The sequence below is a fragment of the Streptomyces sp. NPDC048590 genome, from assembly GCF_043199535.1.
Classification (GTDB): domain Bacteria; phylum Actinomycetota; class Actinomycetes; order Streptomycetales; family Streptomycetaceae; genus Streptomyces.
Map to the genome: position 1 here is coordinate 734,545 of NZ_JBICWC010000004.1, position 20,616 is coordinate 755,160.

The following is a 20,616-nucleotide window of genomic DNA, read 5'->3' on the forward strand; positions in this document are numbered from 1 at the left end:
CCATTCGCCGGCGCCCGGCTTCTCCCGCCCGAGTGGCGGCGTCCGCCCCGGCCGTACGGACCTCCGCGGGCCGTGACCAGGCCGTGACCTGGTCGTGACCGCCGATCCACCGCGCGCAGCGGAACCAGCCCGCCCGACACGGTTCACCTTCCGTTCACTCTCCTCCGTGGGCCGCTTCACCTGTTCTGCCTAATTTCGGGCTTACGAGGTGCACGGCGACACGCCGACCGCACCACCGCCCATCGCACGCCGCCTCGACCCCACCAGCCGCGGCGGCTCCTGGAAGGAACACCCCGAAAGTGAAGCTTCAGCGCAAGAACCGGCTTCGTGCCACCGCGCTCGGTGCCCTCGCCGTCTCCGGCGCCCTGGTCCTCACGGCGTGCGGTTCGGACGACAACACCGGCGGTGACACCGGCGGCTCCTCCAAGTCCGCGGCCCCCGCCTCGAACATCAAGTGCGACGGCGCCGAGGGCCAGCTGCGCGCCTCCGGATCCAGCGCACAGAAGAACGCGATGGACCTCTGGGTCAAGAACTACATGGCCGCCTGCTCCGGCGTGGAGGTCAACTACAGCTCCTCTTCGTCCGGTGAGGGCATCGTCGCGTTCAACCAGGGCACCGTCGGCTTCGCCGGCTCGGACTCCGCCCTGAAGCCCGAAGAGGTCGCCGAGTCGAAGAAGGTCTGCAAGACCGGCCAGGGGATCAACCTCCCGATGGTCGGCGGCCCGATCGCCATCGGCTTCCACCTGGAGGGTGTCGACAAGCTGACGCTCGACGCCCCCACCCTCGCGAAGATCTTCGACACGAAGATCAAGAAGTGGAACGACCCGGCCATCGCCAAGCTCAACGACGGCGTCAAGCTGCCGGACAAGGCGATCCAGGCCTTCCACCGCTCCGAGGACTCCGGCACCACCCAGAACCTCGGCAAGTACCTGAACGCCGCCGCCCCGAGCGACTGGAAGTACGAGGCCGAGAAGAAGTGGCCGGCCCCCGGTGGCCAGGCCGCGTCCGGCTCCTCCGGCGTCGCCTCCCAGGTGAAGGCCGTCGACGGCGCCATCGGTTACTTCGAGTTGTCCTACGCCACCTCGCAGGACATCACCACCGTCGACATCAACACCGGCGGCGCCGCCCCGGTCGAGGCCACCTCGGAGAACGCCTCCAAGGCCATCGCCGCCGCCAAGGTCAAGGGCACCGGCAAGGACCTGGCGCTCGACCTCGACTACACCACCAAGGCCGAGGGCGCCTACCCGATCGTCCTGGTGACCTACGAGGTCGTCTGCGACACCGGCAACAAGGCCGACACCCTCGGCACCGTCAAGTCCTTCCTGACCTACACGGCCTCCGAGGACGGCCAGAAGGTCCTCACCGAGGCCGGCTACGCCCCGATCCCCGAGGCGATCAACGCCAAGGTCCGCGAGACGGTCGCCGGCCTCTCGTAACACCCCGTCGTGACCGGTCCCTCCCGGCGAGCCGGCCGGTCACGACGACGCACGCCCCGTACGCACGGGAGGCCGGTCCGGCGCACCCCTCCGGACCGGCCCCACCGCCCGACCCCCATCCGGTGCACCGCCGCCAGGGGAGCCCACGGCTCCCCCACACAGACCGGAAAGACCATGGCTTCCACGACACCGCTCGACATCCCGCCGGCTCCGCCGGCCAAGCGAGGCCGCCCCAAGTCCACCGGGCGCGCCGGCGACAAGATCTTCATCGGCCTCTCCCGGGGCTCCGGCATCCTGCTGCTCGTGATCATGGCGTCGATCGCCTTGTTCCTCAGCTACCGCGCCGTGATCGCCATCTCGAAGGACGAAGGCAACTTCCTCACCACCTTCGACTGGAACCCGGCCGGTGACCCGCCGGTCTTCGGCATCGCGGTCCTGCTCTTCGGCACGGTCGTCAGCTCGATCATCGCGATGGTCATCGCGGTTCCGATCGCCGTCGGCATCGCCCTCTTCATCTCGCACTACGCGCCGCGCAAGCTGGCCGCGCCCCTCGCCTACGTCATCGACCTGCTCGCAGCAGTGCCCTCCATCGTCTACGGCATCTGGGGCGCCCTGGTCCTCGTCCCGTACCTGGAGGGCCTGAACCTCTGGCTGGACCAGTTCTTCGGCTGGACGTACATCTTCGAGAAGACCGAGGTCGGCGTCGCCCGCTCGCTCTTCACCGTCGGAGTGCTGCTCGCGATCATGATCCTGCCGATCGTGACCAGCGTCAGCCGCGAGGTCTTCCTCCAGGTCCCGAAGATGAACGAGGAGGCGGCGCTCGCCCTCGGCGCGACCCGCTGGGAGGTCATCCGCCTCTCGGTGCTGCCCTTCGGCCGGTCCGGGATCATCTCGGCCTCGATGCTCGGCCTGGGCCGCGCGCTCGGCGAGACGATGGCCGTCGCCACGGTCCTGTCGCCGAGCTTCCTCATCTCGCTGCACGTGCTCAACCCGGGCGGCGGAACCTTCGCCCAGAACATCGCGGCCAAGTTCGGCGAGGCCGACGAGTTCGGACGTGACGCCCTGATCGCCTCGGGCCTCGTCCTCTTCGTCCTCACCCTGCTGGTCAACGGCGCGGCCCGGCTCATCATCGCCCGCCGCAAGGAGTACTCGGGGGCCAACGCATGAGCCACGCGACCACCACCGGCATCCAGGACGGGCGTCCCCGCATCTCGCCCGACCCTTCCCGCCCAAGCCTCAGCAGCCGCAGCCTGCCCCGCTGGGCGCCGCTCGGCTTCGCAGCCGTCTCGATCGCCCTCGGCATCGGCGTCTCGCTGGCCGCCGGCTGGCAGAGCCGGGTCCAGTGGGGCCTGATCTCCGCCCTCCTCTTCCTGACCCTCTCGTACATCGCGACGAGCGTGGTCGAGAACAAGCGCCAGGCGAAGGACCGCCTCGCGACCAGCATCGTCTGGGTCTGCTTCCTGGTGGCCGTCGTCCCGCTCGCCTCGCTCCTGTGGACGACGATCGTCCGCGGCTCCGAGCGCCTCGACGGCTACTTCCTCACCCACTCGATGGCCGGGGTCCTCGGCTCCGAGGACAGCGGCGGTGTCTACCACGCGCTGATCGGCACCCTGGAGCAGGTCGGGATCGCCACGGTGATCTCCGCCCCGCTCGGACTGCTGACCGCGGTCTACCTCGTCGAGTACGGCAAGGGCGCGCTCGCCAAGGCCGTCACCTTCTTCGTCGACGTGATGACCGGCATCCCGTCCATCGTGGCCGGCCTCTTCATCCTGTCGATCATGCTGATCGGCAGCATCGAGCCCTCGGGCCTGATGGGCGCCCTGGCCCTGACGATCCTGATGATCCCCGTCGTGGTCCGCTCCACCGAGGAGATGCTCAAGCTCGTCCCCAACGAGCTCCGCGAGGCCTCACTCGCCCTCGGCATCCCCAAGTGGCGCACCATCCTGAAGGTGGTCCTGCCCACCGCGATCGGCGGCATCACCACCGGCGTCATGCTGGCCGTGGCCCGTATCGCGGGTGAGACGGCACCGATCATCCTGCTGGTCTTCGGAAGCCAGCTGATCAACACCAACCCCTTCGAAGGCGCCCAGTCGTCGCTGCCGTTCTACATCTACGAGCAGTACAAGATCGGCGAGGCCGCGTCCTACGACCGCGCCTGGGCGGCCGCACTGGTCCTGATCGCCTTCGTCATGATCCTCAATCTGGTGGCCCGCGGCATCGCCCGCTGGAAGGCCCCGAAGTCCGGCCGCTGAGGCCACGCAGAAAGCAGTTGATTCCACATGGCCAAGCGCATCGACGTCGGCGGCCTCACCGCCTACTACGGCTCCCACAAGGCCATCGAGGACATCTCGATGACCGTCGAACCCCGCTCCGTGACCGCCTTCATCGGCCCGTCCGGCTGTGGCAAGTCCACCTTCCTGCGCACCCTGAACCGCATGCACGAGGTCACCCCCGGCGGCCGCGTCGAGGGCAAGGTGCTGCTGGACGACGAGAACCTCTACGGTTCGAACGTCGACCCGGTCGCCGTGCGCCGCACGATCGGCATGGTCTTCCAGCGCCCGAACCCCTTCCCGACCATGTCGATCTTCGACAACGTCGCGGCCGGCCTCCGGCTCAACGGCTCGTACCGCAAGAGCCAGCTGAACGACATCGTCGAGAAGTCCCTCAAGGGCGCCAACCTCTGGAACGAGGTCAAGGACCGCCTCAACAAGCCGGGCTCCGGGCTCTCCGGCGGCCAGCAGCAGCGCCTGTGCATCGCCCGCGCCATCGCGGTGGAGCCTCAGGTGCTCCTGATGGACGAGCCGTGCTCCGCGCTCGACCCGATCTCGACCCTCGCCATCGAGGACCTGATCGGCGAGCTCAAGGAGCGCTTCACGATCGTCATCGTGACGCACAACATGCAGCAGGCGGCGCGCGTCTCCGACCGCACGGCCTTCTTCAACCTCGCGGCGGTCGGCAAGCCCGGCAAGCTCATCGAGATAGACGACACCGAGCGGATCTTCTCCAACCCGTCCGTGCAGGCCACCGAGGACTACATCTCCGGCCGCTTCGGATAGCCACATACGGCCTTGCGGTGCTGCATGGCGGTGCCACCGCAAGGCGAAGGGCCCGCCCCCGTTCTCCTCAGGGAGAGCGGGGGCGGGCCCGTTGCGAAAGGCGGAACGGCGTCAGCCGAAAAGCAGGACGACGATCCCGTAGCTGAGCGCGGCCACCAGCGCGGCAGCCGGCATCGTGATGAACCATCCCAGGATGATGTTCTTGGCCACGCCCCAGCGGACCGCGTTGACCCGCTTCGTCGCACCGACGCCCATGATCGCCGAGGTGATGACATGAGTCGTGGAGATCGGTGCGTGGAAGAGGAACGCCGAGCCGAACATGATCGACGCGCCGGTGGTCTCCGCCGCGAACCCCTGCGGCGGGTCCAGCTCGATGATCTTGCGGCCGAGCGTGCGCATGATGCGCCAGCCACCCGCGTACGTACCGAGGGAGAGCATCGCCGCACAGGCGATCTTCACCCACACCGGGATCTCGTCGTTCGGACCCTCGACATCGGCGATGACCAGCGCCATCACCACGATGCCCATCGTCTTCTGGGCGTCCTGCAGACCGTGGCCCAGGGCCATACCCGCCGCCGAGACCGTCTGCGCGATACGGAAACCGCGCTTGGCCTTGTGCGGGTTGGCCTTCCTGAATATCCACATGATCGCGACCATGACCAGGTAGCCGAAGACCAGGCCGATGACCGGGGACAGGAACATCGGGATGACGATCTTCTCGACCACCCCGTCCCAGTGCACCATCGTCCCGCCGGCCAGCGCCGCACCGACCATCCCGCCGAACAGCGCGTGCGAGGAGGACGACGGCAGACCGTAGTACCAGGTGATCAGGTTCCAGATGATCGCGCCGACCAGCGCCGCGAAGAGGATCCCCATCCCCTTCTGGCCCTCGGGCGTGGCGATCAGGCCCTCACTGACGGTCTTGGCGACCCCCTGGCCCAGGAACGCGCCCGCGAGGTTCATCACCGCGGCCATCGCCAGAGCCGCCCGCGGGGTCAGCGCCCGCGTGGAGACCGAGGTCGCGATGGCGTTCGCCGAGTCGTGGAAACCGTTCGTATACGTGAAACCGAGCGCGACACCGATGGTCACGATCAGAGCAAAGGTGTCCACGAGGTTCAGGACTCCTTGACCGCGATGGTCTCCACGGTGTTGGCGACGTGCTCGAACGCGTCGGCCGCCTCCTCCAGTACGTCCACGATCTGCTTCAGCTTCAGCACGTCCATGGCGTCGTACTTGCCGTTGAAGAGGTGCGCCAGCAGCTTGCGGTGGATCTGGTCGGCCTGGTTCTCCAGACGGTTGACCTCGATCCAGTACTCCGTGAGGTTGTCCATGGTGCGCAGGCTCGGCATGGCCTCGGCGGTCAGCTCCGCCGCCCTGGCCAGGACCTCGATCTGCTGCTCCACACCCTTCGGGAGCTCCTCGATCTGGTACAGCACGACCAGGTCGACGGCCTCCTCCATGAAGTCCATGATGTCGTCGAGCGACGACGCGAGGTTGTAGATGTCCTCGCGGTCGAACGGCGTGATGAAGGAGGAGTTCAGCTGGTGGAAGATCGCGTGGGTCGCGTCGTCCCCAGCGTGCTCCGCTGCCCGCATACGCTCCGCGATCTCGGCCCGGGAGGCAGAATCCGCCCCGAGCAGTTCCATCAGGAGCTTCGAGCCCGTGACGATGTTGTCCGCGGAAGCGGAGAACATGTCGTAGAAGCTCGTCTCCCTGGGGGTCAGACGAAAGCGCACGTGGGGTCCTCGGGGTGCTTTGGATTCGGTCAGGCTGATGCTAGGCGCATCATCCGGCCACGGCTAACCGGCGTTCTTCAGTGTCGCGCATCGAACACGCTGAACGGCACGGCCCCCCGGTCACGTTTCAGCAGGATTCGTTACCATATACCCGGCAGGGGTATGCAGACCGCATGGAATGGCACGCAAGCCGCAGGCCACGAGGACAACGGAGGACCCCATGACCACCACCGAGGCCGCTGACTCAGCCGGCACGGAACCCGTCGTCACCGCTACGGAACCCGTCGTCACGGACCATGACCGGGGTATCCACGGCTACCACCACCAGAAGGCCGAGCACCTCAAGCGTCTGCGCCGCATCGAGGGCCAGATCCGGGGCCTGCAGCGGATGGTCGACGAGGACGTCTACTGCATCGACATACTCACCCAGGTCTCGGCCTCCACCAAGGCCCTGCAGTCCTTCGCGCTCCAGCTGCTCGAGGAGCATCTGCGCCACTGCGTCGCGGACGCGGCCCTCAAGGGCGGCGAGGAGATCGACGCCAAGGTCGAGGAGGCCACCAAGGCCATCGCCCGCCTCCTGCGCACCTGATAGCGAAGGAGCGGACGGGCCGGGGCGACGCTCCCGGCAGTGGGAAAGGTCATGCCGTACCCGGCCGGGGAACGGTCATCGCCCCTCCCGACGGGAGGGTAAAGGTCATCGCCGTTCCCGACGGGGAGGGGTCATTGCCGTTGACGTGCCTGACGGGGGATCGTGGGCGCCGGCTCGGCGGAGTCCGCCCCGCCGCCGGCCCTGACGTTCAGCACCTCGTCGATCCGGTCCGGGCTGAGCCGGTCCTCCAGTGCGTCCGCCGCCGCGATCATGAGATCAGCGCACAGTTCGATCTCGGCGAGGGCCACACAGTCCTGAGCGTTCGGAGAGCTGACCGTCACCACCTGCGTCGCCTCTCTCTGATGTCGCCGAGTCCTGGCACACCGACTCCCTGCGGGACTTCTCCTAGCGTAGGGAGCGCGATACCCACCGCGCATGGCACGGACGGACCATTTCGGCCCCCTCCCTACGGCGATTCCGAGCCGGTCGGGCCCTGCTGAACCCTCCCGGTGTAGATGTCAGTCTCGGACGGCAGCTTCACGGACACCGGCGTCCCGAAGCCGTAGAGCAGCATCGTCGAGATCACCGTCACCCCCGGCCCTTCAGTCGCGAAGGTGAAGCGGTGGCGCACCTTCCGCAGCAACCCCTCGTCGTCGAGGAAGGCGTCGAAGGGCACCGTGTCCTTGCTGAACCCTTTCGCCGCGGCGGCCAGCGCTCCACGCGAGGACGGCGAGGCGCCCTGCGCGGCCCGACCCAGATCAGCCGTCCCCCGGTAGTGGCGCACCTTCACCCCGGCCAGCTCGGTGCGCCCGACGTACATCACGTCGCGCGCACCCCGGAGCAGCTCCGCGGCGGCCATGGGGTCCGTCACGCCGCCGGTCACCAGATTGCCGTCCTCGAGGGCGGTCGTGTCGATCCGCACCCACTTGCCGTCGGGCACCCCGGCCCCCCGGTTCATCATGTACACCGCCCCGGGCGCCAGCAGCTCGGTGATCGGACGGTGCTCCTGCGCACCGGCGGGGTCCTTCGGCAGGACGACCCTGATCCGGCCGAGCTGCTTGCGGAAGTCGTACTCCCCCTGCCCTCTGATCGTCACCCGCGTCCCACCGGCCGCCGTCTCCATGGACGTACGGGCTTCCGCGCTCCCCGCGTCCACCAGCGCCTCGGCCGCCCGGCCGACCACCGCCGCCGGCGTGCCGACCTCGGCTCCCACGGTCAGGGCGCGCTCACCCGCCGCGTCACCGCCCTCGACGTCCCCGGCGGAGCACCCGCTGCCCACCGTCATCGCTCCGGCGACGGCCAGGGCGCACACAGCCAGTGCCCCGCCTCCGCACCTCTGCTGCCGCACCACCATCGCCTGCCAACCCCCAACGACGTACGCCTGACCCGGAACCCGCCCGTCTCGCCTAACGACGGCCGGGGCGCACCGTCACGCCACCCCGGCCCGCCCCGGCACCGATCGGCCCACACCTCGGCCCCTGCCCGGCGTCCCCAGTACGGTGGACGCGTGCATCACGAACCCGCGGACTCCCCGGTCCTGGCATCCCCGCGTGTCCTCTCCCAGGGCCCGGAACCCACACACAGCACCACCACCGTCGAACGCGGATCGTTCTGCCTGGCACGCTGCTCCTGCGGCTGGGCCGGCCCCGCCCGCCGCTCCCGCGACCGCGCCCGCACCGACGCGGCCGAACACAGCGCGGGGCGGGCGGGCTCCCGCTAGGACTGCGCGCGCTACAGCGGCTCGGGTCAGCGCGTCTCCCGAAGACGCGCCAGAATCGCCTCTGCGCACGGGCCCGACTCCGGAAGGACGTCACGGAGGAACGAGAGGTCGTCAACCGTCTCCCGCACGGTGCGCCCATCAGGCCGTAGCGCGAGAAACCGCTCGCACCGCGCGACGGCGTCCTCGTCGTCGAGGACGACACAGGCCAGAACAAGCAGCCCCCTGGACGCGTCCGCGATGTCTGCAGGGCTCCCGCCGGCCTCGGAGAACAGGCGCCGGGCACGTGAGAAGCGGTCGTCCGAACTCTCCCGCTCGCCTGCCGCACGCAGCGCCAGGCCGTACAGCATCTGGTACCAGCCCTCCTCAGGATCGATCTCGACGGCCCGGAAGCAGTCCGGGAGTGCGTCCGTGTACCTGCCCATACGCAGATACGTCTGGGCACGGGCGGACAGGGCCCAGCCGGAGCGCGGATCGAGCTCGATGGCGCGGGTGAAGTCGGCCACCGCTTCCTGGTGGCGCCCGATCCCGCCGTACAGCTCTCCGCGGGAGGCGAGCGCCCAGAAGTAGTCGGGACTTACGGAGACCGCCCGCGCGTAACTGGCGAGCGCCTCCTCGTGGCGGCCCAAGGCCCCGAACAGCGCGGCCTGTTTGGCATGCGCCGGTGCGAACTCCGGATCGGCCGCGATCGCCCGCGCATAGCCGGCGAGGGCCTCCTCGTGGCGGCCCGAGGACTCGTACAGCGCGGCCCGCATGGTGTGCGCCCACGCGTACTCCGGATCGATCCCGATCGCCCGCGCGTAATCGGCGAAGGCCTCCTGGTGACGGCCCAGACGCCCGAGGAGTTCGGCCCTGCTGGCGTAGGCCCACTCATAGAGCGGATCGATCTCGACGGCCCTGGCGTAATCGGCCAGTGCGTCGTCGTGACGTCCCAGAGCCTCGTGCGCCAGCGCCCGGTTCGCGTGGGCCCACGCGTACTGCGGATCGAGACCGAGAGCCCGGCCGAAACCTTCCAGGGCCTCCTCATAGCGGCCGAGCCTCCGCAGGAGTTCCGCCCGGCTTCCCATGGCCCTGACGTACTCCGCGTTGGCCTCGATGGCGCGGTCGTACTCGACGAGCGCGTCGTCGGGCCTCCCCAGAGCCTCGTACACCTGCGCACGGCAGGAGTGGGCCCACGCGTACTGCGGATCGAGGCCGAGAGCCCGGCCGAAGTCGGCCAATGCCTCCTCGTGATGCCCCAGGTTGCGGTGGGCGTCACCACGACTGCCGAGGGCGATGACGTACCCGGGGTCGATCTCCAGCGCACGGCCGCAGGAATTGACCGCTTCCTCGTGACGCCCCAGCAACCGGTAGGTCTCCCCCAGCCCCGCGTGAGAGCCCGCCTCGTCAGGCGCGAGCGCCACCGCTGCCACGCAGTCGGCCAGCGCGCTCTCGGCATCACGTGCCATCCTGTACTCCCGCGCGCGGAGACTGTGCACCAACGCCCTCCCGGAACTGTCCAGTTCGGGTGCGCCCAGCAGCAGCGTGAGCGCGGTCAGGCCCCCCTCCTCCTCGTCATCGGCTGTGGCCTCCAGCCGATCACCCCACACCCTCAACGCCTCCACATCGGCGTCGAGACCCGCCCCCACAAGGATTTGAGCCCACCGACGGAGTGTGGCGGCGTCACGGCCCACCGCGTGCGCGCTCTGGCGTAACGCGTCGGGAAGGGCGGCACGGGAGTTGGCGCACAGCAGGTGATACGTCTCGTTGCTCCGGAACTCCCGCCAGGCGGCGTCACGCCAGTGGTCCTCGGGATCCGTGCCGATCTCCCCCTCCGCTGCAAGACGCCAACCCCGGAACACCTCGGCCAGCCGCATGTGCTCCCGCTCCCACCGGAGACGCGACCGCGTCCGCTGCAGACGCAGCATGGCGGCGCGTACCACCTCGTGATAGCGGCAGCGGCCGGACTGCGAGGAGACGAACGCCAGGCCGCGCAGCCACGGGTATCCGTCGACGGCGTCCTCCGGCGCGGCCGCCCGGTAGATGTCCTCGTCCAGTTGCAGCGGGAGCGCGCAGGCCAGGGCGGCCTCCCGGCGTTCCGCGAGCGGCTCCCACTTCAGGAACCGCTCGACCGCGGTTTCGGACGGATCCTCGAAGCCCTCACCGGTGCGGGCGCCGCTGCGGGCCAGCATGTCCACGAGGAGCGGCAACCGTCCGGAGAGGCGCAGGACCAGTTCGACGCCTGCCTCCTCGACGACCCCGTGGCCGGCGAGCAGCGTGCGTGCCTCCTCCTCGGAGAACACCTCCAGGTGCACCTCGGTGATCTGGCCGAGGTGATCTCCCCAGATCCTGGCGTCCAGGCGCAGCTGCCCGGAGAGCACCACCTGCACGTTGACGGGGAGGCCCCCGTACTCGTCGCCGAAGACGATGTCGCGGAGCCAGGTGTCGAGCACCGGCGCGGTCCGCTCGTACACGTCGAAGAACAGCACCACCCGCTCGCACCGCTCGGCGACCTCTGCGAGGTCCTCCAGGAAGACCGGGGTGAGGACGCTCAGCGGTCGCATCACCAGCTGTACGTCGTCGTGGCTGCGCAGGCGGGTGTTGAGGGCGGCCCGCATCCTGTCGGCGCCCAGGGCGACCTGCTGGGGGTCGACCGCCCCGACGAACGCTCCGATCCCGGGCACAAGGCCCAGCCCTGCCAGCCCCACCTGCGCCGCCACCGTGCTCGACGGCGAGGCGGTCGGCGCCGGCTCCGCTCCCGGGTCGCCCGGGGATACGGGCTGCGGTGCCGGGACGGCACTCTCAGCCTGGTGACGGCGTTGACGGTAGGTCGCCAGCTGCTTGTCGAATCGCTTCAGCGGGTGCCCCCGCCGGCCCAGCCGGTCGCTCACCGCTTCCATCGCCTCGACCGCGTCGTGCACCTCGTCACCCACGAACGCCGTGATGGCGGAGGGCTGTTCGATCGCGGCGGCCTCCCACTGCCGGGCCAGCGTCGACTTGCCGACGCCCGCGTTCCCGCGGACGTGGAACAGGAACGGGAAGTCGGTCTCCTCCGGGTTCCGGGCGAACGTCTCCCGGAAGACGGCCAGTTCACCGCGTCGGCCCACGAACCCCGTCCGCTCGTGACGCCGGTTCACTTCCTGCCGTGACGGTCGCCGACCTGCCACAGAGACCACCCCCCGATTCCCGGACATGATGACGCCCCGGCGGCGGGGACCCGGTCAGGGAACGATCGCTTTCAGCCATTTCCAATTTTTCGGCGGTTCCGACGGCACCACCCCGGCCACGGCCGCGTACCCGAGCCCGGCCAGGCCGCGTCGTACCGGAGCCCGGCCATGTCCGGCCGCGCCCCCGAGCCCGGACACGACTGAGGGGGTGCCCCTCGGGACACCCCCTCACCGGACGAGTTCCTGTGCCGCCGGACAGTCCTCAGGCGGCGAGGTCCTTCTCACCCGGCGCGCCACCACGGCCCGATCCACGGCTGGGCTCGGGAATCCCGTACGACTCGCCCCGGGCGTCGACGACGCCGACCGGGCGGCCGGACCTGACGAGCCGGCCCAGAGCCCCTGCCCGGGCCACAGCCCCCACGAGAGGCGTGAGCAGCATCATCGCCAGCGGCGCGAGCAGCAGCGCCACGGCGGTGCCGAGGGCGAAGCCGCCGATGACGTCCGTCGGGTAGTGCACGCCCATGTAGACACGGCAGAACCCTTCCAGCAGCGCCAGCGCGATCGCGAAGAAGCCGAACTTCCGGTTCGCCACGAAGAGCCCCACGGCGATGGCCATCGCCATCGTCGCGTGGTCGCTGACAAAGGAGAAGTCGTTCTTGCCGTCGACCAGGACCTCGAGCCCCTTGTGGTCGAAGAACGGGCGCGGCCTCTCCACGAAGCCCCGGATCGGGATGTTGATCAGCAGGGCGATCCCGGCTGCGAGTGGCGCCCACACCAGTCCGGCGACCGCGGTCACCGAGTCCTCGGTCGTGCCGCGCCTGCGCACGCTCCACCAGCACCACAGGACCGCCAGGACCATGGCGAACATGATCCCGAACTCACCGACGAACTCCATGACCCGGTCGAACCAGGTCGGAGCCGCCTTCGCCAGCCCGTTGATGTCGTAGAGCAGGCTGACGTCGGGGTTCGACCCATCGAGTGCGAGTCCAGCCATCTGCTGCGGCCCCTTGCCTTGTCTGCTGCAGCGACACACAACGACGTGCGTCGCTCCTGTTCTGACCCCCGTGGTCGGTGCGGTTCTGTCAGGCGTGAACGCCATGGTGCCGTCACGCCCGACCGGTCTGCGCAGTCACACACTGTCATGTGCGCATGGTGTCCCGGTCCAGGGAACGGCCTGACGGCCGCGCACGTTCCACTCTCCACCGAATGATCACCATGACGTTACCGAAGAGTGACTCATCGTCGCAGCTCAGGGCCTTGGCTTCACGGAGAGTTCCAGCCACGGCCGCGCGATTCTCAGCTCTCCGGAAGGTCGGTGGGAAGCGCCGCCGCACCGTCCTTGGTGACCCTGGTCGCACCGAAGTAGTCAGGGGTGTCGATCTTGTCGAAACGGATCACCGCACCCGTGTACGGAGCGTTGATCATGTACCCGCCGCCGACGTAGAGACCCACGTGCCGGATCGCCCGCGAGTTGTTCAGATCATCGGAGAAGAAGACGAGGTCTCCCGGAAGCAGCTCGTCCCGTGAGGGGTGCGGACCGGCGTTGTACTGATCGTTGGCCACGCGGGGCAGTTCGATGTCCACGGTCCTGTACGCGGCCTGAGTCAGCCCGGAGCAGTCGAAGCGGCCCCCCTGCGCCGCGGTGCCGTTGCCGCCCCAGAGATACGGGGTGCCGAGCTTCTTCTGCGCGAAGTAGATCGCCCCCGCCGCCTGCTGCGACGGCTGCACCCGGCCGACCGGCCTGGCGAAGCTCTTCTCCAGCGAACGGATGATCTTGACGTAGTTCTGCGTCTCGCTGATGGCCGGCACGCCGCCCGACTGGATCACCCGGTACGCACCCGCGTTGTAGGCAGCGAGCATGTTGTCGGTCGGGTCCCCCGGCACCTTCTTGACGTAACCGGCGAGCTCGCAGTCGTAGGAAGCGGCGGACGGGATCGCGTCGGCCGGATCCCATACGTCCCGGTCACCGTCCTTGTCCCCGTCGATGCCGTGCGAGGCCCAGGTCCCCGGGATGAACTGAGCGATGCCCTGTGCGGCGGCATGGCTCTGAGCCCGCGGGTTCCAGCCGCTCTCCTGGTACAACTGCGCGGCCAGCAAGGCCGGGTTGATGGCCGGGCAGAGGTTGCCCCACTTCTCCACCAGCGGCTGGTACCGCGCCGGCACCGCCCCCTTGGCCAGCCCGACAGCCCCGCTCGCCCCGGCGATCCCGGCGGCGGCGGAGTACGTACCGACGACGAGCAGCGCGATGAAGCACAGCCCGAGCCCGATCCCGCCGCCGACGAACACCCAGTATTTCCGCACCCCTCAACCATCCCCCATACGGGCGCGGTTCATGATGCGATTCGCTGGTGTGTACGGGTGGATGGAGGCATGAGGGGGCGTCAGGGGCGGCCGTAACGGGTCAGGGGGCGCCGGCGGACCAGAAGGCGGAGCGGATGTTGGGGCGGGGAATGTGCTCCATGCCCTCGTAAGTGGGCGCCGTCGCGGGGGTGGTCGACTCGGCTACCTCGGACTTCTCCACGCAGGGGGAGTCGACACGGAAGAATGCTTGCCCATCACCACCGAATCGCAGGCTTACCGAGTATCCCTCATCATTCTTCGCATAGATCGCTGGGTACTCGGCGTCATTATTGATCGCGTCGACACGGTAGCCAGACTTCTGGAACTGCCGGTCCACCAAACCGAGGAAGCCTCCCCTCCGCTCTCGCGAGATAACCGTCATCACGGTTCGCCTACGTGTCACTTCGCAGCCCCCCGACGTGGTCGGACCATGCGTCCAGGACACACCCGGATGGATAGCTTGAAAAACATCGTCCAGCATGCGGTCTGAATTTTCAGCAGCCTTTTGCATGTTCACGCCACCTACCTCCGATTCGCCACACCCAGACACCAAAGAAGCTCCGATAATTACAGGCGTCAACAAGCGCCAGAAATGCGTCACCGAGGTTCCTCAACCTTAACCCTATGAGACTTACCAGCAGCGATCAGAGCAATGCTGTCCGCGGAGGCTGAGTCAGCACGCGCACGATCGAAGTACAACGAGTGGGCTGCAAACCCTCCGGTGACAACCCCAGGGCCTTCGTCAGCGTGAAAACGCGTGGCTCCGAAGGCCTCACTTGCCGGATCCTTCCCAAACCACAGGTCGTCGTCGTTTCGGTCAACTAGACCACCGACGATGTATCCCACCGGCCCAGCGGCAGCGAACATGTTTCCCTGCAACTTAGATGGGGCCTTGGTTACCTGGTCATTCTCGGCTGCACCGACGAACACGTGCTCCCTACCGACTCCCAGTTCCTCAGCATGATCAACCCCAACCCCAGGGCTGCCGACAAGGATGATGTCGTCGACCCCAGCGATTCCACCGGGCTGCTGAGTTGCCGCGCCAACCGTACGCGAACCGTAGGAATGCCCGATCGCCACCATGTGCGGATCATCGTTTTCATTCACGACCTCAAGGCCGTCTACAAATTCACCAAAAGCGCGACCGCCCTCCTCCGCCCGCGCATTGGCAGCCACTGCAAGACTGTCAAGGCCATCGAGCAACTGTGGCGCGTCGTACCCGAGCCACGCGATCGTCGCACTCGACGGGTCGATTTCACGTGTTGCGATTGCAGTATCTTTGGCCCGCTTCAAATCGCTCTCCGCGAAGTCCGCGTCCAACGCCGTGTTCAACCCAGGCACATAAGCCGCAACGTTCTTCGACGTATCCGGGTTGCCGTACGAGACAATCGCGCGCCCATTCCCCTCGTCGCTGATCCCCAGGAGCATCATCGGCGGCTCCCCCGGCTTCGGAGCGGCCCCCAGCTGCCGGTCGATCTCCCGCAGCCCCGCCAACTGGGTCATCGCCTTGTCGTCGTCCCGGCCGGACAGTTCCCCGATCAGCAGTTGCAGGTTGTCCCGGTTGGCCGCGTCGCGGACCAGGGCGGGGATGCCGTCCAGGTTCCCGATCAGGTCCGGGTACACCGCGAGGTACTCCTCGCGTTGCTCCTGAGTCAGCCCCGCCCACCAGTCGCGCCGGTCCGCCGGGGACGCGTCGCGTGGGATGGCGTCCTTGAGGTAGGCGCCGGCCGCGTTCCTGAGTTCCGCCGCGTCGCCGGCCGCATCCCTCCAGGTGGAGTCAGGGACCTTGAGGCCGTCCTCCGCCTTGAGCCGCCGCAGGATGCCCGCGTAGCGCCAGTCGATCTCGGCTGCCGCGCGCACCGCCCCCGTCACCCGGTCGGCGATGTCCTGGGCCTTCGCGGCGTGCGGGTTCGGGGCTGTCAGGCCGGACGGTGGCAGCAGCCCGTGCAGGCCACTCGACGCCGCGGTTCCGCCCTTGAGCGGCGCGCCGTCGACCAGGCCCTCTCCCCCGGACGGGTAGGTCACCGATCCGTCCGGGTGAACCGTGTACTTGAGCGCGGCCGCGTCGTCCAGGGCTTCGTTCAGCGCGCGCTGCTGGATCTTCATCTCGTGCGCCAGCGAGTTCAGCGTCGTACGCAGCAGCCCGCACTCGGTGTACACGTACTGGAAGTTCCGGCCGAGCTGCCGCAGCCGCTGGACGGCCGCCTGGGCGGCCTCGCCCTCCTGGGTGTCACGGAGTCCGGTGAGCAGTTGCTGCTCGATCCGGTCTCTCGCGGCATCCGCCCGGTTGCTCGATCTGCCCCAGCCGTCGGCCGCGCCCTCCAGCTCGTCGCACTTCAGGTCCCGTAACTGTGCCCAGGTCAGGGACAACCCGGGCAGCCCCGGCGTCATCGCTCGTCACCCGTGCGCGGGACGGGCACCGCGGCCATCGACGACCGGACGTCCTCGTTCGTGGCCCCCTGGATCCGCGCCACCGACCGCAGTTTGCCCGCCAGGCTGCCGCACTCGCCCTGGGCCGCTCGGATTCGGCGCTCCCAGGACTCCCGTACGGCTGCCAGTTCGGCCAGCGCGGACAGCCGCCCCGCACCTGCCATGAGCCCTGCATGGGCGGTCGCCAGCTCCGTCCGTACAGGAGCCAGGTGGGTCACCAGTTCGTCGGCTCCACCGGCCGCCCTCAGCCACGGCCCGTCGCTGTGCTTCAGCTTCGGCCCCTGGACACCCGCGCTCGGCGGCCCCACCGGGTCACTCGGCCCGCCCACCAACGCCATGGCACTCACCCCGTTCCTTGATCACGGAGCGGCACTGTGTCAGAAGCAGCGTGCACGGAACGCAGGAGAGTTACCGGTTCTGCAGGCCGGATCCCGTTCCCCGCAAGGGATACGCGATGCCCGACATCACCCGTACGCGCGACGCCTGACCGGCCGGGGATCGCGGCTACGAGTCGGTGCGTCGGGCCGGGAGGCTTCTCGCATCCGGCTCAGGACTCAGGTGCAGCATCATGTCGAGCGACAGGGAACCGTCCGCCTCGGTGAAGTGGCCCACCGCGTGGAAGCCGTTCTTCTCGTAGTAACGGATGGCCCGGAAGTTGTCGGCCCGGACCCCGCCCCACAGGATGATCCTCGACTTGCCGAGCAGCCGCGCAACCTCCCTGACGAGCGGGAAGGCGAGTGTGCCGATGCCTCGCCCCTGGTAGTCGTCAGCCAGGGTGGCACCGAAGCGGCAATCCGTCGTCTCGGTGATACGAATGCCCGCGTCCTGATAGCGCGCGATGTCGGTGGCGGTAAGAGCAAGGCTGAATTCGAGAAGACCGACGATCCTGCCCGACGGCACTTCCTCGAGCACCAGCCTGAGCTTGTCGTAGCGCCCGATCGCATCGCACAGGTCCTGCGCGGCCGCCAGGTCATAGCCGTCGAATGTGCTGAAACGGCTTGTCTCGGCACTCAACGCAGCCAGAAACTGCGCCAGTTGCCCGCTGTCGGCGTGCACGAGCGGCCGGATCACGACGTCCGGACCACCATGAGCGTTCAGCCGCCTCGTCAGGCGGGAGGGGACCTCGGCGATCTGCGTCAACGTGAACACCACTGCAGCTCCTCCCCGAACCGGCGAACCGATTGGTTCGAGGAGGCAAGCTACCGGCTTCCGGGACCCTGCAACGGGCATCACCGCTTCCCAGCCAGCCCACCACCCGGAAGGCGAAGGGTCGCCGGCCGGATCAGGTGGATCCGTGGGTCGGACTGCCGCACGAGGTGCGGTCGAACCATTCGCGGGTCTCGTCCTCGCTCAGGACGCGAGTCAGCTCGGCGGTGCCCGGAAGGTGCGGGAAGAAGCGGTCGGCGTTCCAGGAACGCTCGTACGCCGGGTCGTCGAGCACGAGCAGACGACGTCCCTCCACCTCCGGAATGTCGTCCGGCAGCCCCTCGTTCCAGATGCGCTCACCATTCGCGGCGAGGAGCTCGAACGCGCCGGTCGCGACGGTACGAGTGGCCCCCAGGGCGGCTTCGGGGTCGGTGGCGAGGCGGACGCTCTCCGCCGACGGCGCGGTGCCGGGCACCTTGCCGCCGCCGATGAGGACGTGGGCGAGCAGGGTGTGCAGCTGGAAGTTGTCCCCGATGCCGCCGATGCGTATCACGAACCCGGTCCCGGTCGGCCTGTGGAGGACCACGAGCGGCTCGTCGTCCAGGACCGCCAACGCGTGGGCCAGGCATTTGAGGTCGTGCTGCTCCAGAGCCGCCAGCTCGCGGCAGGCCGGGAGGAGCTCGGACGAGTACCGTCGGCGCACCTCGACGCTTCGGCACAGCACCGCCAGCGCCGGCGGCTGCCACTGCTCGACCGCACACCAGGCCAGGGCCAGCCGCCTGGCCTCATACTCATCGCCACCGAGCCGGTTCAGGAGCCTGTCGTCGATGATCTTTTCGTCCGGCTCCGGCAGCCCGTCCTCGGACGCGCCTGTCCCGGTCCAGCGACGGGCGAACTCCAGCGCATCGAGCAGGTCCTGGTGGACCGCCCCGAGGATCGGTTCCGCGCAGTCCAGCGGATCGGCCCCGCGCTCGACACAGAGGCCGGCCGCCATGGCCAGCAGCGGGCGGGGGCCGCTGGGCGGAAAGGCGGGCAGGATAGCCGCCAACCGGGGCCCCGCCGTTACGCGTTCGTCGTCCGAGGCCGACTGAACCGCGTTCACCATGGCGGTGAAGGCGCGCTCGGTACGTCCGCCGTCGCGAGCGGCGACCGCTTCCTCCAGCTCGGACACGGTGGCGGTGAGGCCCTTGGCCCCCCGCTTCCTCTTGAAGATCACGTTCATACATTAGTTCGGGCGCCCGAACGGTGTCATCGTCCGGGATCGTCTCGAATCCGTACGGCAACAGACCTCGCGGAGAACAATGACCACGCCCCTGCCATCCGAGGACGCGGAATCCGATCTGCCGTTTTCTGCCGTCACCGACAGAAGGAGAGAGCCGATCTCATGATGCCGCCGAACTGCGACATATGCCGCTTTCCATCCAAGATCTCGGATTCCGACCCCAGCGACTTCACCCTCGTGGAATTCAGGCCTGCGAGAACCTACCCGGACGACTGGACCGGTCACCCGGAGCACTGCGTCTGGTTCTGCTCGACGCACCTGCCCCTCGCGGAGGGCCTGACGCATCTGCCGGCCCTGGAGGCTCTGAGGCAGATCCTGGCGAACCAGCCTCGGATGACGGGGCCGGGGATGACGGGGCAGGGAACCTGAGGGCCGCCCGGCTGCGTGTCACGAGGGTCACCCCAGGACCTCCCCGATGCGGCCACGTCCCGGAGGCTGAGTCGAAGTCGACCTCCGGGGACGAGGCCGCCCGACCGCAGCAGGAGACCGCCACATGACCGCATCCGCCACCCGCGTTCTCTACATAGCCCGGCACGCCGAGGCCTCGCCGGACGAGAGCGAACTGACGGAACGCGGCTGCCGCCAGGCGGCCCTGCTGGGCGGGCGGCTCCGGGACGTACCGCTCGCCGCCGTACACCACGGCCCGCTCCCCCGCGCCGCACAGACCGCTCGGCTGATCCATGAGCAGTTGGGGCGGGAGGTGCCTCTGCACGTCTCGGAAGCGGTCGGGGACTACGTTCCGTACAGCCCCGCCCGGGAGGAACTCCCGGAGGAGTCTGCGGACCGGTTCCTCGCCTTCGTCGGCCAGTTCACCGAGGAGGAGCGAGGCAAGGGGCCCGAGCTGGCCGCGGACGCGCTGGCTCGATTCACCGGACCGGCGGACGGCACCGGGATCCAGCATGAGCTCGTCGTCACCCACGCCTTCCTGGCCGCATGGTTCGTACGGGACGCCCTGGACGCGCCCGCGTGGCGCTGGCTCGGGCTCAACCACGCCAACGCCGCACTGACGGTGATCCGCTACGCCCCGGGCAGGCCGGCCGCCCTGGTCGCGGTCAACGACACCGGTCACCTGCCGGAGGACCTGCGCTGGACGGGATTCCCCCCGGACCTGCGCATCTGACCGGAGCCCGAGCCCGCCGGCCGGTCCGAGACCCCCCTGTGCTCACCGCAGCTCGCTCGCCCAGTCGCGGTCGGGCCGCCATACGCACTCCACCCAGAGCACCTTGCCGCCCTGCCCGGGCAGAGCTCCCCCGACCGGGTAGGCGCCCCAGCTCTCCGCGCACTCCCGTACGAGCTGAAGCCCCCGTCCGCGCTCCGTCAGGGGGCAGGGCACGTCCGTCACGCCCCCGACGAAGGGCTCGGGAATCTCCGGATTGCTGTCCCACACGCCCACCCGCACCCGATTCCGCCCGGCGCCCCTCAGACGCAGGGAGTACGGCCCCGAGGAGTGCTCGTACGCGTTGGTCACCAGCTCGCTCGCCAGCAGTTCGGCGTCTTCGATGAGATCCCGCATGCCGTGCACCGACAGCACGGTGCGCAGTGTCGCCCGAGCGATCCCGGGGCCGCGTGGATCCTGCGGAAGTTGGAGGGTGTACGCCCAGGGCGGCGTTACGGTGGCCAGAGCCATGGAAGTCTCCGTTCACGGAGGAGTGTTGGGATGTGCGTCTCGCATGGCCCGGTGACGAGGCCGCTCCGTCGAGCGGGGTACTTCCGGGCGGGTCGGCCTGAACTCCAAACT

Annotated in this window: 21 protein-coding genes; 8 read left to right on the forward strand and 13 right to left on the reverse strand. The window is 68.8% G+C overall.

The genetic code is table 11. The features are described 5' to 3' along the window. Nucleotides 1-299 precede the first annotated feature (299 nt). The 4 genes from pstS to pstB all read left to right on the forward strand — a co-directional run bounded on the left by pstS (nucleotide 300) and on the right by pstB (nucleotide 4,492). A complete protein-coding gene (gene pstS / locus ACGFNN_RS15750) occupies nucleotides 300-1,436 on the forward strand; it encodes a phosphate ABC transporter substrate-binding protein PstS (RefSeq protein ID WP_393556152.1) in 1,137 nt (378 codons plus the stop codon). A 174-nt stretch (nucleotides 1,437-1,610) separates the two neighbouring features. After that, entirely contained in the window at nucleotides 1,611-2,603 is a 993-nt protein-coding gene (pstC, locus tag ACGFNN_RS15755; RefSeq protein ID WP_393556154.1) for a phosphate ABC transporter permease subunit PstC, read from the forward strand. Continuing rightward, complete coding sequence (gene pstA / locus ACGFNN_RS15760; RefSeq protein ID WP_393556156.1) at nucleotides 2,600-3,688, forward strand: phosphate ABC transporter permease PstA; 1,089 nt, start codon at nucleotides 2,600-2,602, stop codon at nucleotides 3,686-3,688. The genes pstC and pstA overlap by 4 nt, the downstream gene beginning before the upstream one ends. A gap of 27 nt (nucleotides 3,689-3,715) precedes the next feature. Then, nucleotides 3,716-4,492 carry a phosphate ABC transporter ATP-binding protein PstB gene (pstB, locus tag ACGFNN_RS15765; RefSeq protein ID WP_393556158.1) on the forward strand — a complete coding sequence of 259 codons (777 nt, stop codon included), beginning with the start codon at nucleotides 3,716-3,718 and terminating at the stop codon, nucleotides 4,490-4,492. Nucleotides 4,493-4,603: 111 nt separating this feature from the next. Here the strand turns inward: pstB and ACGFNN_RS15770 are convergent, their stop codons facing one another. Both ACGFNN_RS15770 and ACGFNN_RS15775 read right to left on the reverse strand, forming a co-directional pair. Further along, on the reverse strand, nucleotides 4,604-5,602 hold the full coding sequence (locus ACGFNN_RS15770) for an anion permease (RefSeq protein ID WP_393556160.1): 999 nt from the start codon (nucleotides 5,600-5,602) through the stop codon (nucleotides 4,604-4,606). A 5-nt stretch (nucleotides 5,603-5,607) separates the two neighbouring features. Then, a complete protein-coding gene (locus ACGFNN_RS15775) occupies nucleotides 5,608-6,228 on the reverse strand; it encodes a DUF47 family protein (protein ID WP_362547840.1) in 621 nt (206 codons plus the stop codon). A gap of 220 nt (nucleotides 6,229-6,448) precedes the next feature. Here ACGFNN_RS15775 and ACGFNN_RS15780 point away from each other — a divergent pair, with 220 nt between their 5' ends. Then, nucleotides 6,449-6,817 (forward strand): metal-sensitive transcriptional regulator, encoded by a 369-nt coding sequence (locus ACGFNN_RS15780; RefSeq protein ID WP_393556162.1) that lies wholly within the window; start codon nucleotides 6,449-6,451, stop codon nucleotides 6,815-6,817. A gap of 131 nt (nucleotides 6,818-6,948) precedes the next feature. Here the strand turns inward: ACGFNN_RS15780 and ACGFNN_RS15785 are convergent, their stop codons facing one another. Next, complete coding sequence (locus ACGFNN_RS15785) at nucleotides 6,949-7,161, reverse strand: hypothetical protein (protein WP_393556164.1); 213 nt, start codon at nucleotides 7,159-7,161, stop codon at nucleotides 6,949-6,951. A gap of 122 nt (nucleotides 7,162-7,283) precedes the next feature. Continuing rightward, nucleotides 7,284-8,171: a hypothetical protein gene (locus ACGFNN_RS15790; RefSeq protein ID WP_393556165.1), complete on the reverse strand. Its 888-nt coding sequence runs from the start codon at nucleotides 8,169-8,171 to the stop codon at nucleotides 7,284-7,286. 153 nt (nucleotides 8,172-8,324) lie between these two features. Here ACGFNN_RS15790 and ACGFNN_RS15795 point away from each other — a divergent pair, with 153 nt between their 5' ends. Next, the gene (locus ACGFNN_RS15795; RefSeq protein WP_393556167.1) at nucleotides 8,325-8,537 is read left to right on the forward strand and encodes a hypothetical protein; all 213 of its coding nucleotides are present in this window, start codon (nucleotides 8,325-8,327) and stop codon (nucleotides 8,535-8,537) included. 26 nt (nucleotides 8,538-8,563) lie between these two features. Here the strand turns inward: ACGFNN_RS15795 and ACGFNN_RS15800 are convergent, their stop codons facing one another. From ACGFNN_RS15800 to ACGFNN_RS15835, 8 genes are all read right to left on the reverse strand, one after another. After that, complete coding sequence (locus ACGFNN_RS15800; protein WP_393556169.1) at nucleotides 8,564-11,620, reverse strand: tetratricopeptide repeat protein; 3,057 nt, start codon at nucleotides 11,618-11,620, stop codon at nucleotides 8,564-8,566. A gap of 322 nt (nucleotides 11,621-11,942) precedes the next feature. Continuing rightward, nucleotides 11,943-12,674: a phosphatase PAP2 family protein gene (locus ACGFNN_RS15805; RefSeq protein WP_393556171.1), complete on the reverse strand. Its 732-nt coding sequence runs from the start codon at nucleotides 12,672-12,674 to the stop codon at nucleotides 11,943-11,945. Between the two features lie 302 nt (nucleotides 12,675-12,976). After that, nucleotides 12,977-13,966 carry an NlpC/P60 family protein gene (locus ACGFNN_RS15810; protein WP_393556255.1) on the reverse strand — a complete coding sequence of 330 codons (990 nt, stop codon included), beginning with the start codon at nucleotides 13,964-13,966 and terminating at the stop codon, nucleotides 12,977-12,979. Nucleotides 13,967-14,081: 115 nt separating this feature from the next. Next, nucleotides 14,082-14,537, reverse strand: coding sequence for a hypothetical protein (locus ACGFNN_RS15815; protein ID WP_393556173.1), 456 nt, complete (start codon nucleotides 14,535-14,537; stop codon nucleotides 14,082-14,084). A gap of 80 nt (nucleotides 14,538-14,617) precedes the next feature. After that, on the reverse strand, nucleotides 14,618-16,411 hold the full coding sequence (locus tag ACGFNN_RS15820; RefSeq protein WP_393556175.1) for an alpha/beta hydrolase: 1,794 nt from the start codon (nucleotides 16,409-16,411) through the stop codon (nucleotides 14,618-14,620). After that, nucleotides 16,408-16,788 carry a hypothetical protein gene (locus ACGFNN_RS15825; RefSeq protein ID WP_393556257.1) on the reverse strand — a complete coding sequence of 127 codons (381 nt, stop codon included), beginning with the start codon at nucleotides 16,786-16,788 and terminating at the stop codon, nucleotides 16,408-16,410. The genes ACGFNN_RS15820 and ACGFNN_RS15825 overlap by 4 nt, the downstream gene beginning before the upstream one ends. 166 nt (nucleotides 16,789-16,954) lie before the next feature. Then, the gene (locus ACGFNN_RS15830) at nucleotides 16,955-17,602 is read right to left on the reverse strand and encodes a GNAT family N-acetyltransferase (RefSeq protein ID WP_393556177.1); all 648 of its coding nucleotides are present in this window, start codon (nucleotides 17,600-17,602) and stop codon (nucleotides 16,955-16,957) included. A gap of 130 nt (nucleotides 17,603-17,732) precedes the next feature. After that, on the reverse strand, nucleotides 17,733-18,818 hold the full coding sequence (locus tag ACGFNN_RS15835; RefSeq protein ID WP_393556179.1) for a hypothetical protein: 1,086 nt from the start codon (nucleotides 18,816-18,818) through the stop codon (nucleotides 17,733-17,735). Nucleotides 18,819-18,980: 162 nt separating this feature from the next. On the opposite strand from ACGFNN_RS15835, the gene ACGFNN_RS15840 reads away from it, so the two are divergent. Together ACGFNN_RS15840 and ACGFNN_RS15845 are read left to right on the forward strand one after the other, a co-directional pair. Beyond that, nucleotides 18,981-19,247 (forward strand): hypothetical protein, encoded by a 267-nt coding sequence (locus ACGFNN_RS15840; protein ID WP_393556181.1) that lies wholly within the window; start codon nucleotides 18,981-18,983, stop codon nucleotides 19,245-19,247. Between the two features lie 124 nt (nucleotides 19,248-19,371). Further along, on the forward strand, nucleotides 19,372-19,998 hold the full coding sequence (locus ACGFNN_RS15845; RefSeq protein ID WP_393556183.1) for a histidine phosphatase family protein: 627 nt from the start codon (nucleotides 19,372-19,374) through the stop codon (nucleotides 19,996-19,998). Between the two features lie 42 nt (nucleotides 19,999-20,040). Here ACGFNN_RS15845 and ACGFNN_RS15850 read toward each other — a convergent pair whose 3' ends face one another. After that, a complete protein-coding gene (locus tag ACGFNN_RS15850) occupies nucleotides 20,041-20,505 on the reverse strand; it encodes an ATP-binding protein (protein ID WP_393556184.1) in 465 nt (154 codons plus the stop codon). Nucleotides 20,506-20,616 lie beyond the last annotated feature (111 nt).

What these genes read in the sequence shown, in the direction of transcription:
- ACGFNN_RS15780 (WP_393556162.1), top strand. Translation starts at nt 6,449, where the DNA reads ATGACCACCACCGAGGCCGCTGACTCAGCCGGCACGGAACCCGTCGTC.
- pstA (WP_393556156.1), top strand. Translation starts at nt 2,600, where the DNA reads ATGAGCCACGCGACCACCACCGGCATCCAGGACGGGCGTCCCCGCATC.
- pstB (WP_393556158.1), top strand. Translation starts at nt 3,716, where the DNA reads ATGGCCAAGCGCATCGACGTCGGCGGCCTCACCGCCTACTACGGCTCC.
- ACGFNN_RS15845 (WP_393556183.1), top strand. Translation starts at nt 19,372, where the DNA reads ATGACCGCATCCGCCACCCGCGTTCTCTACATAGCCCGGCACGCCGAG.
- ACGFNN_RS15850 (WP_393556184.1), bottom strand. Translation starts at nt 20,505, where the DNA reads ATGGCTCTGGCCACCGTAACGCCGCCCTGGGCGTACACCCTCCAACTT.
- ACGFNN_RS15825 (WP_393556257.1), bottom strand. Translation starts at nt 16,788, where the DNA reads ATGGCGTTGGTGGGCGGGCCGAGTGACCCGGTGGGGCCGCCGAGCGCG.
- ACGFNN_RS15840 (WP_393556181.1), top strand. Translation starts at nt 18,981, where the DNA reads ATGATGCCGCCGAACTGCGACATATGCCGCTTTCCATCCAAGATCTCG.
- pstC (WP_393556154.1), top strand. Translation starts at nt 1,611, where the DNA reads ATGGCTTCCACGACACCGCTCGACATCCCGCCGGCTCCGCCGGCCAAG.
- ACGFNN_RS15805 (WP_393556171.1), bottom strand. Translation starts at nt 12,674, where the DNA reads ATGGCTGGACTCGCACTCGATGGGTCGAACCCCGACGTCAGCCTGCTC.
- ACGFNN_RS15790 (WP_393556165.1), bottom strand. Translation starts at nt 8,171, where the DNA reads ATGGTGGTGCGGCAGCAGAGGTGCGGAGGCGGGGCACTGGCTGTGTGC.
- ACGFNN_RS15835 (WP_393556179.1), bottom strand. Translation starts at nt 18,818, where the DNA reads ATGAACGTGATCTTCAAGAGGAAGCGGGGGGCCAAGGGCCTCACCGCC.
- ACGFNN_RS15820 (WP_393556175.1), bottom strand. Translation starts at nt 16,411, where the DNA reads ATGACGCCGGGGCTGCCCGGGTTGTCCCTGACCTGGGCACAGTTACGG.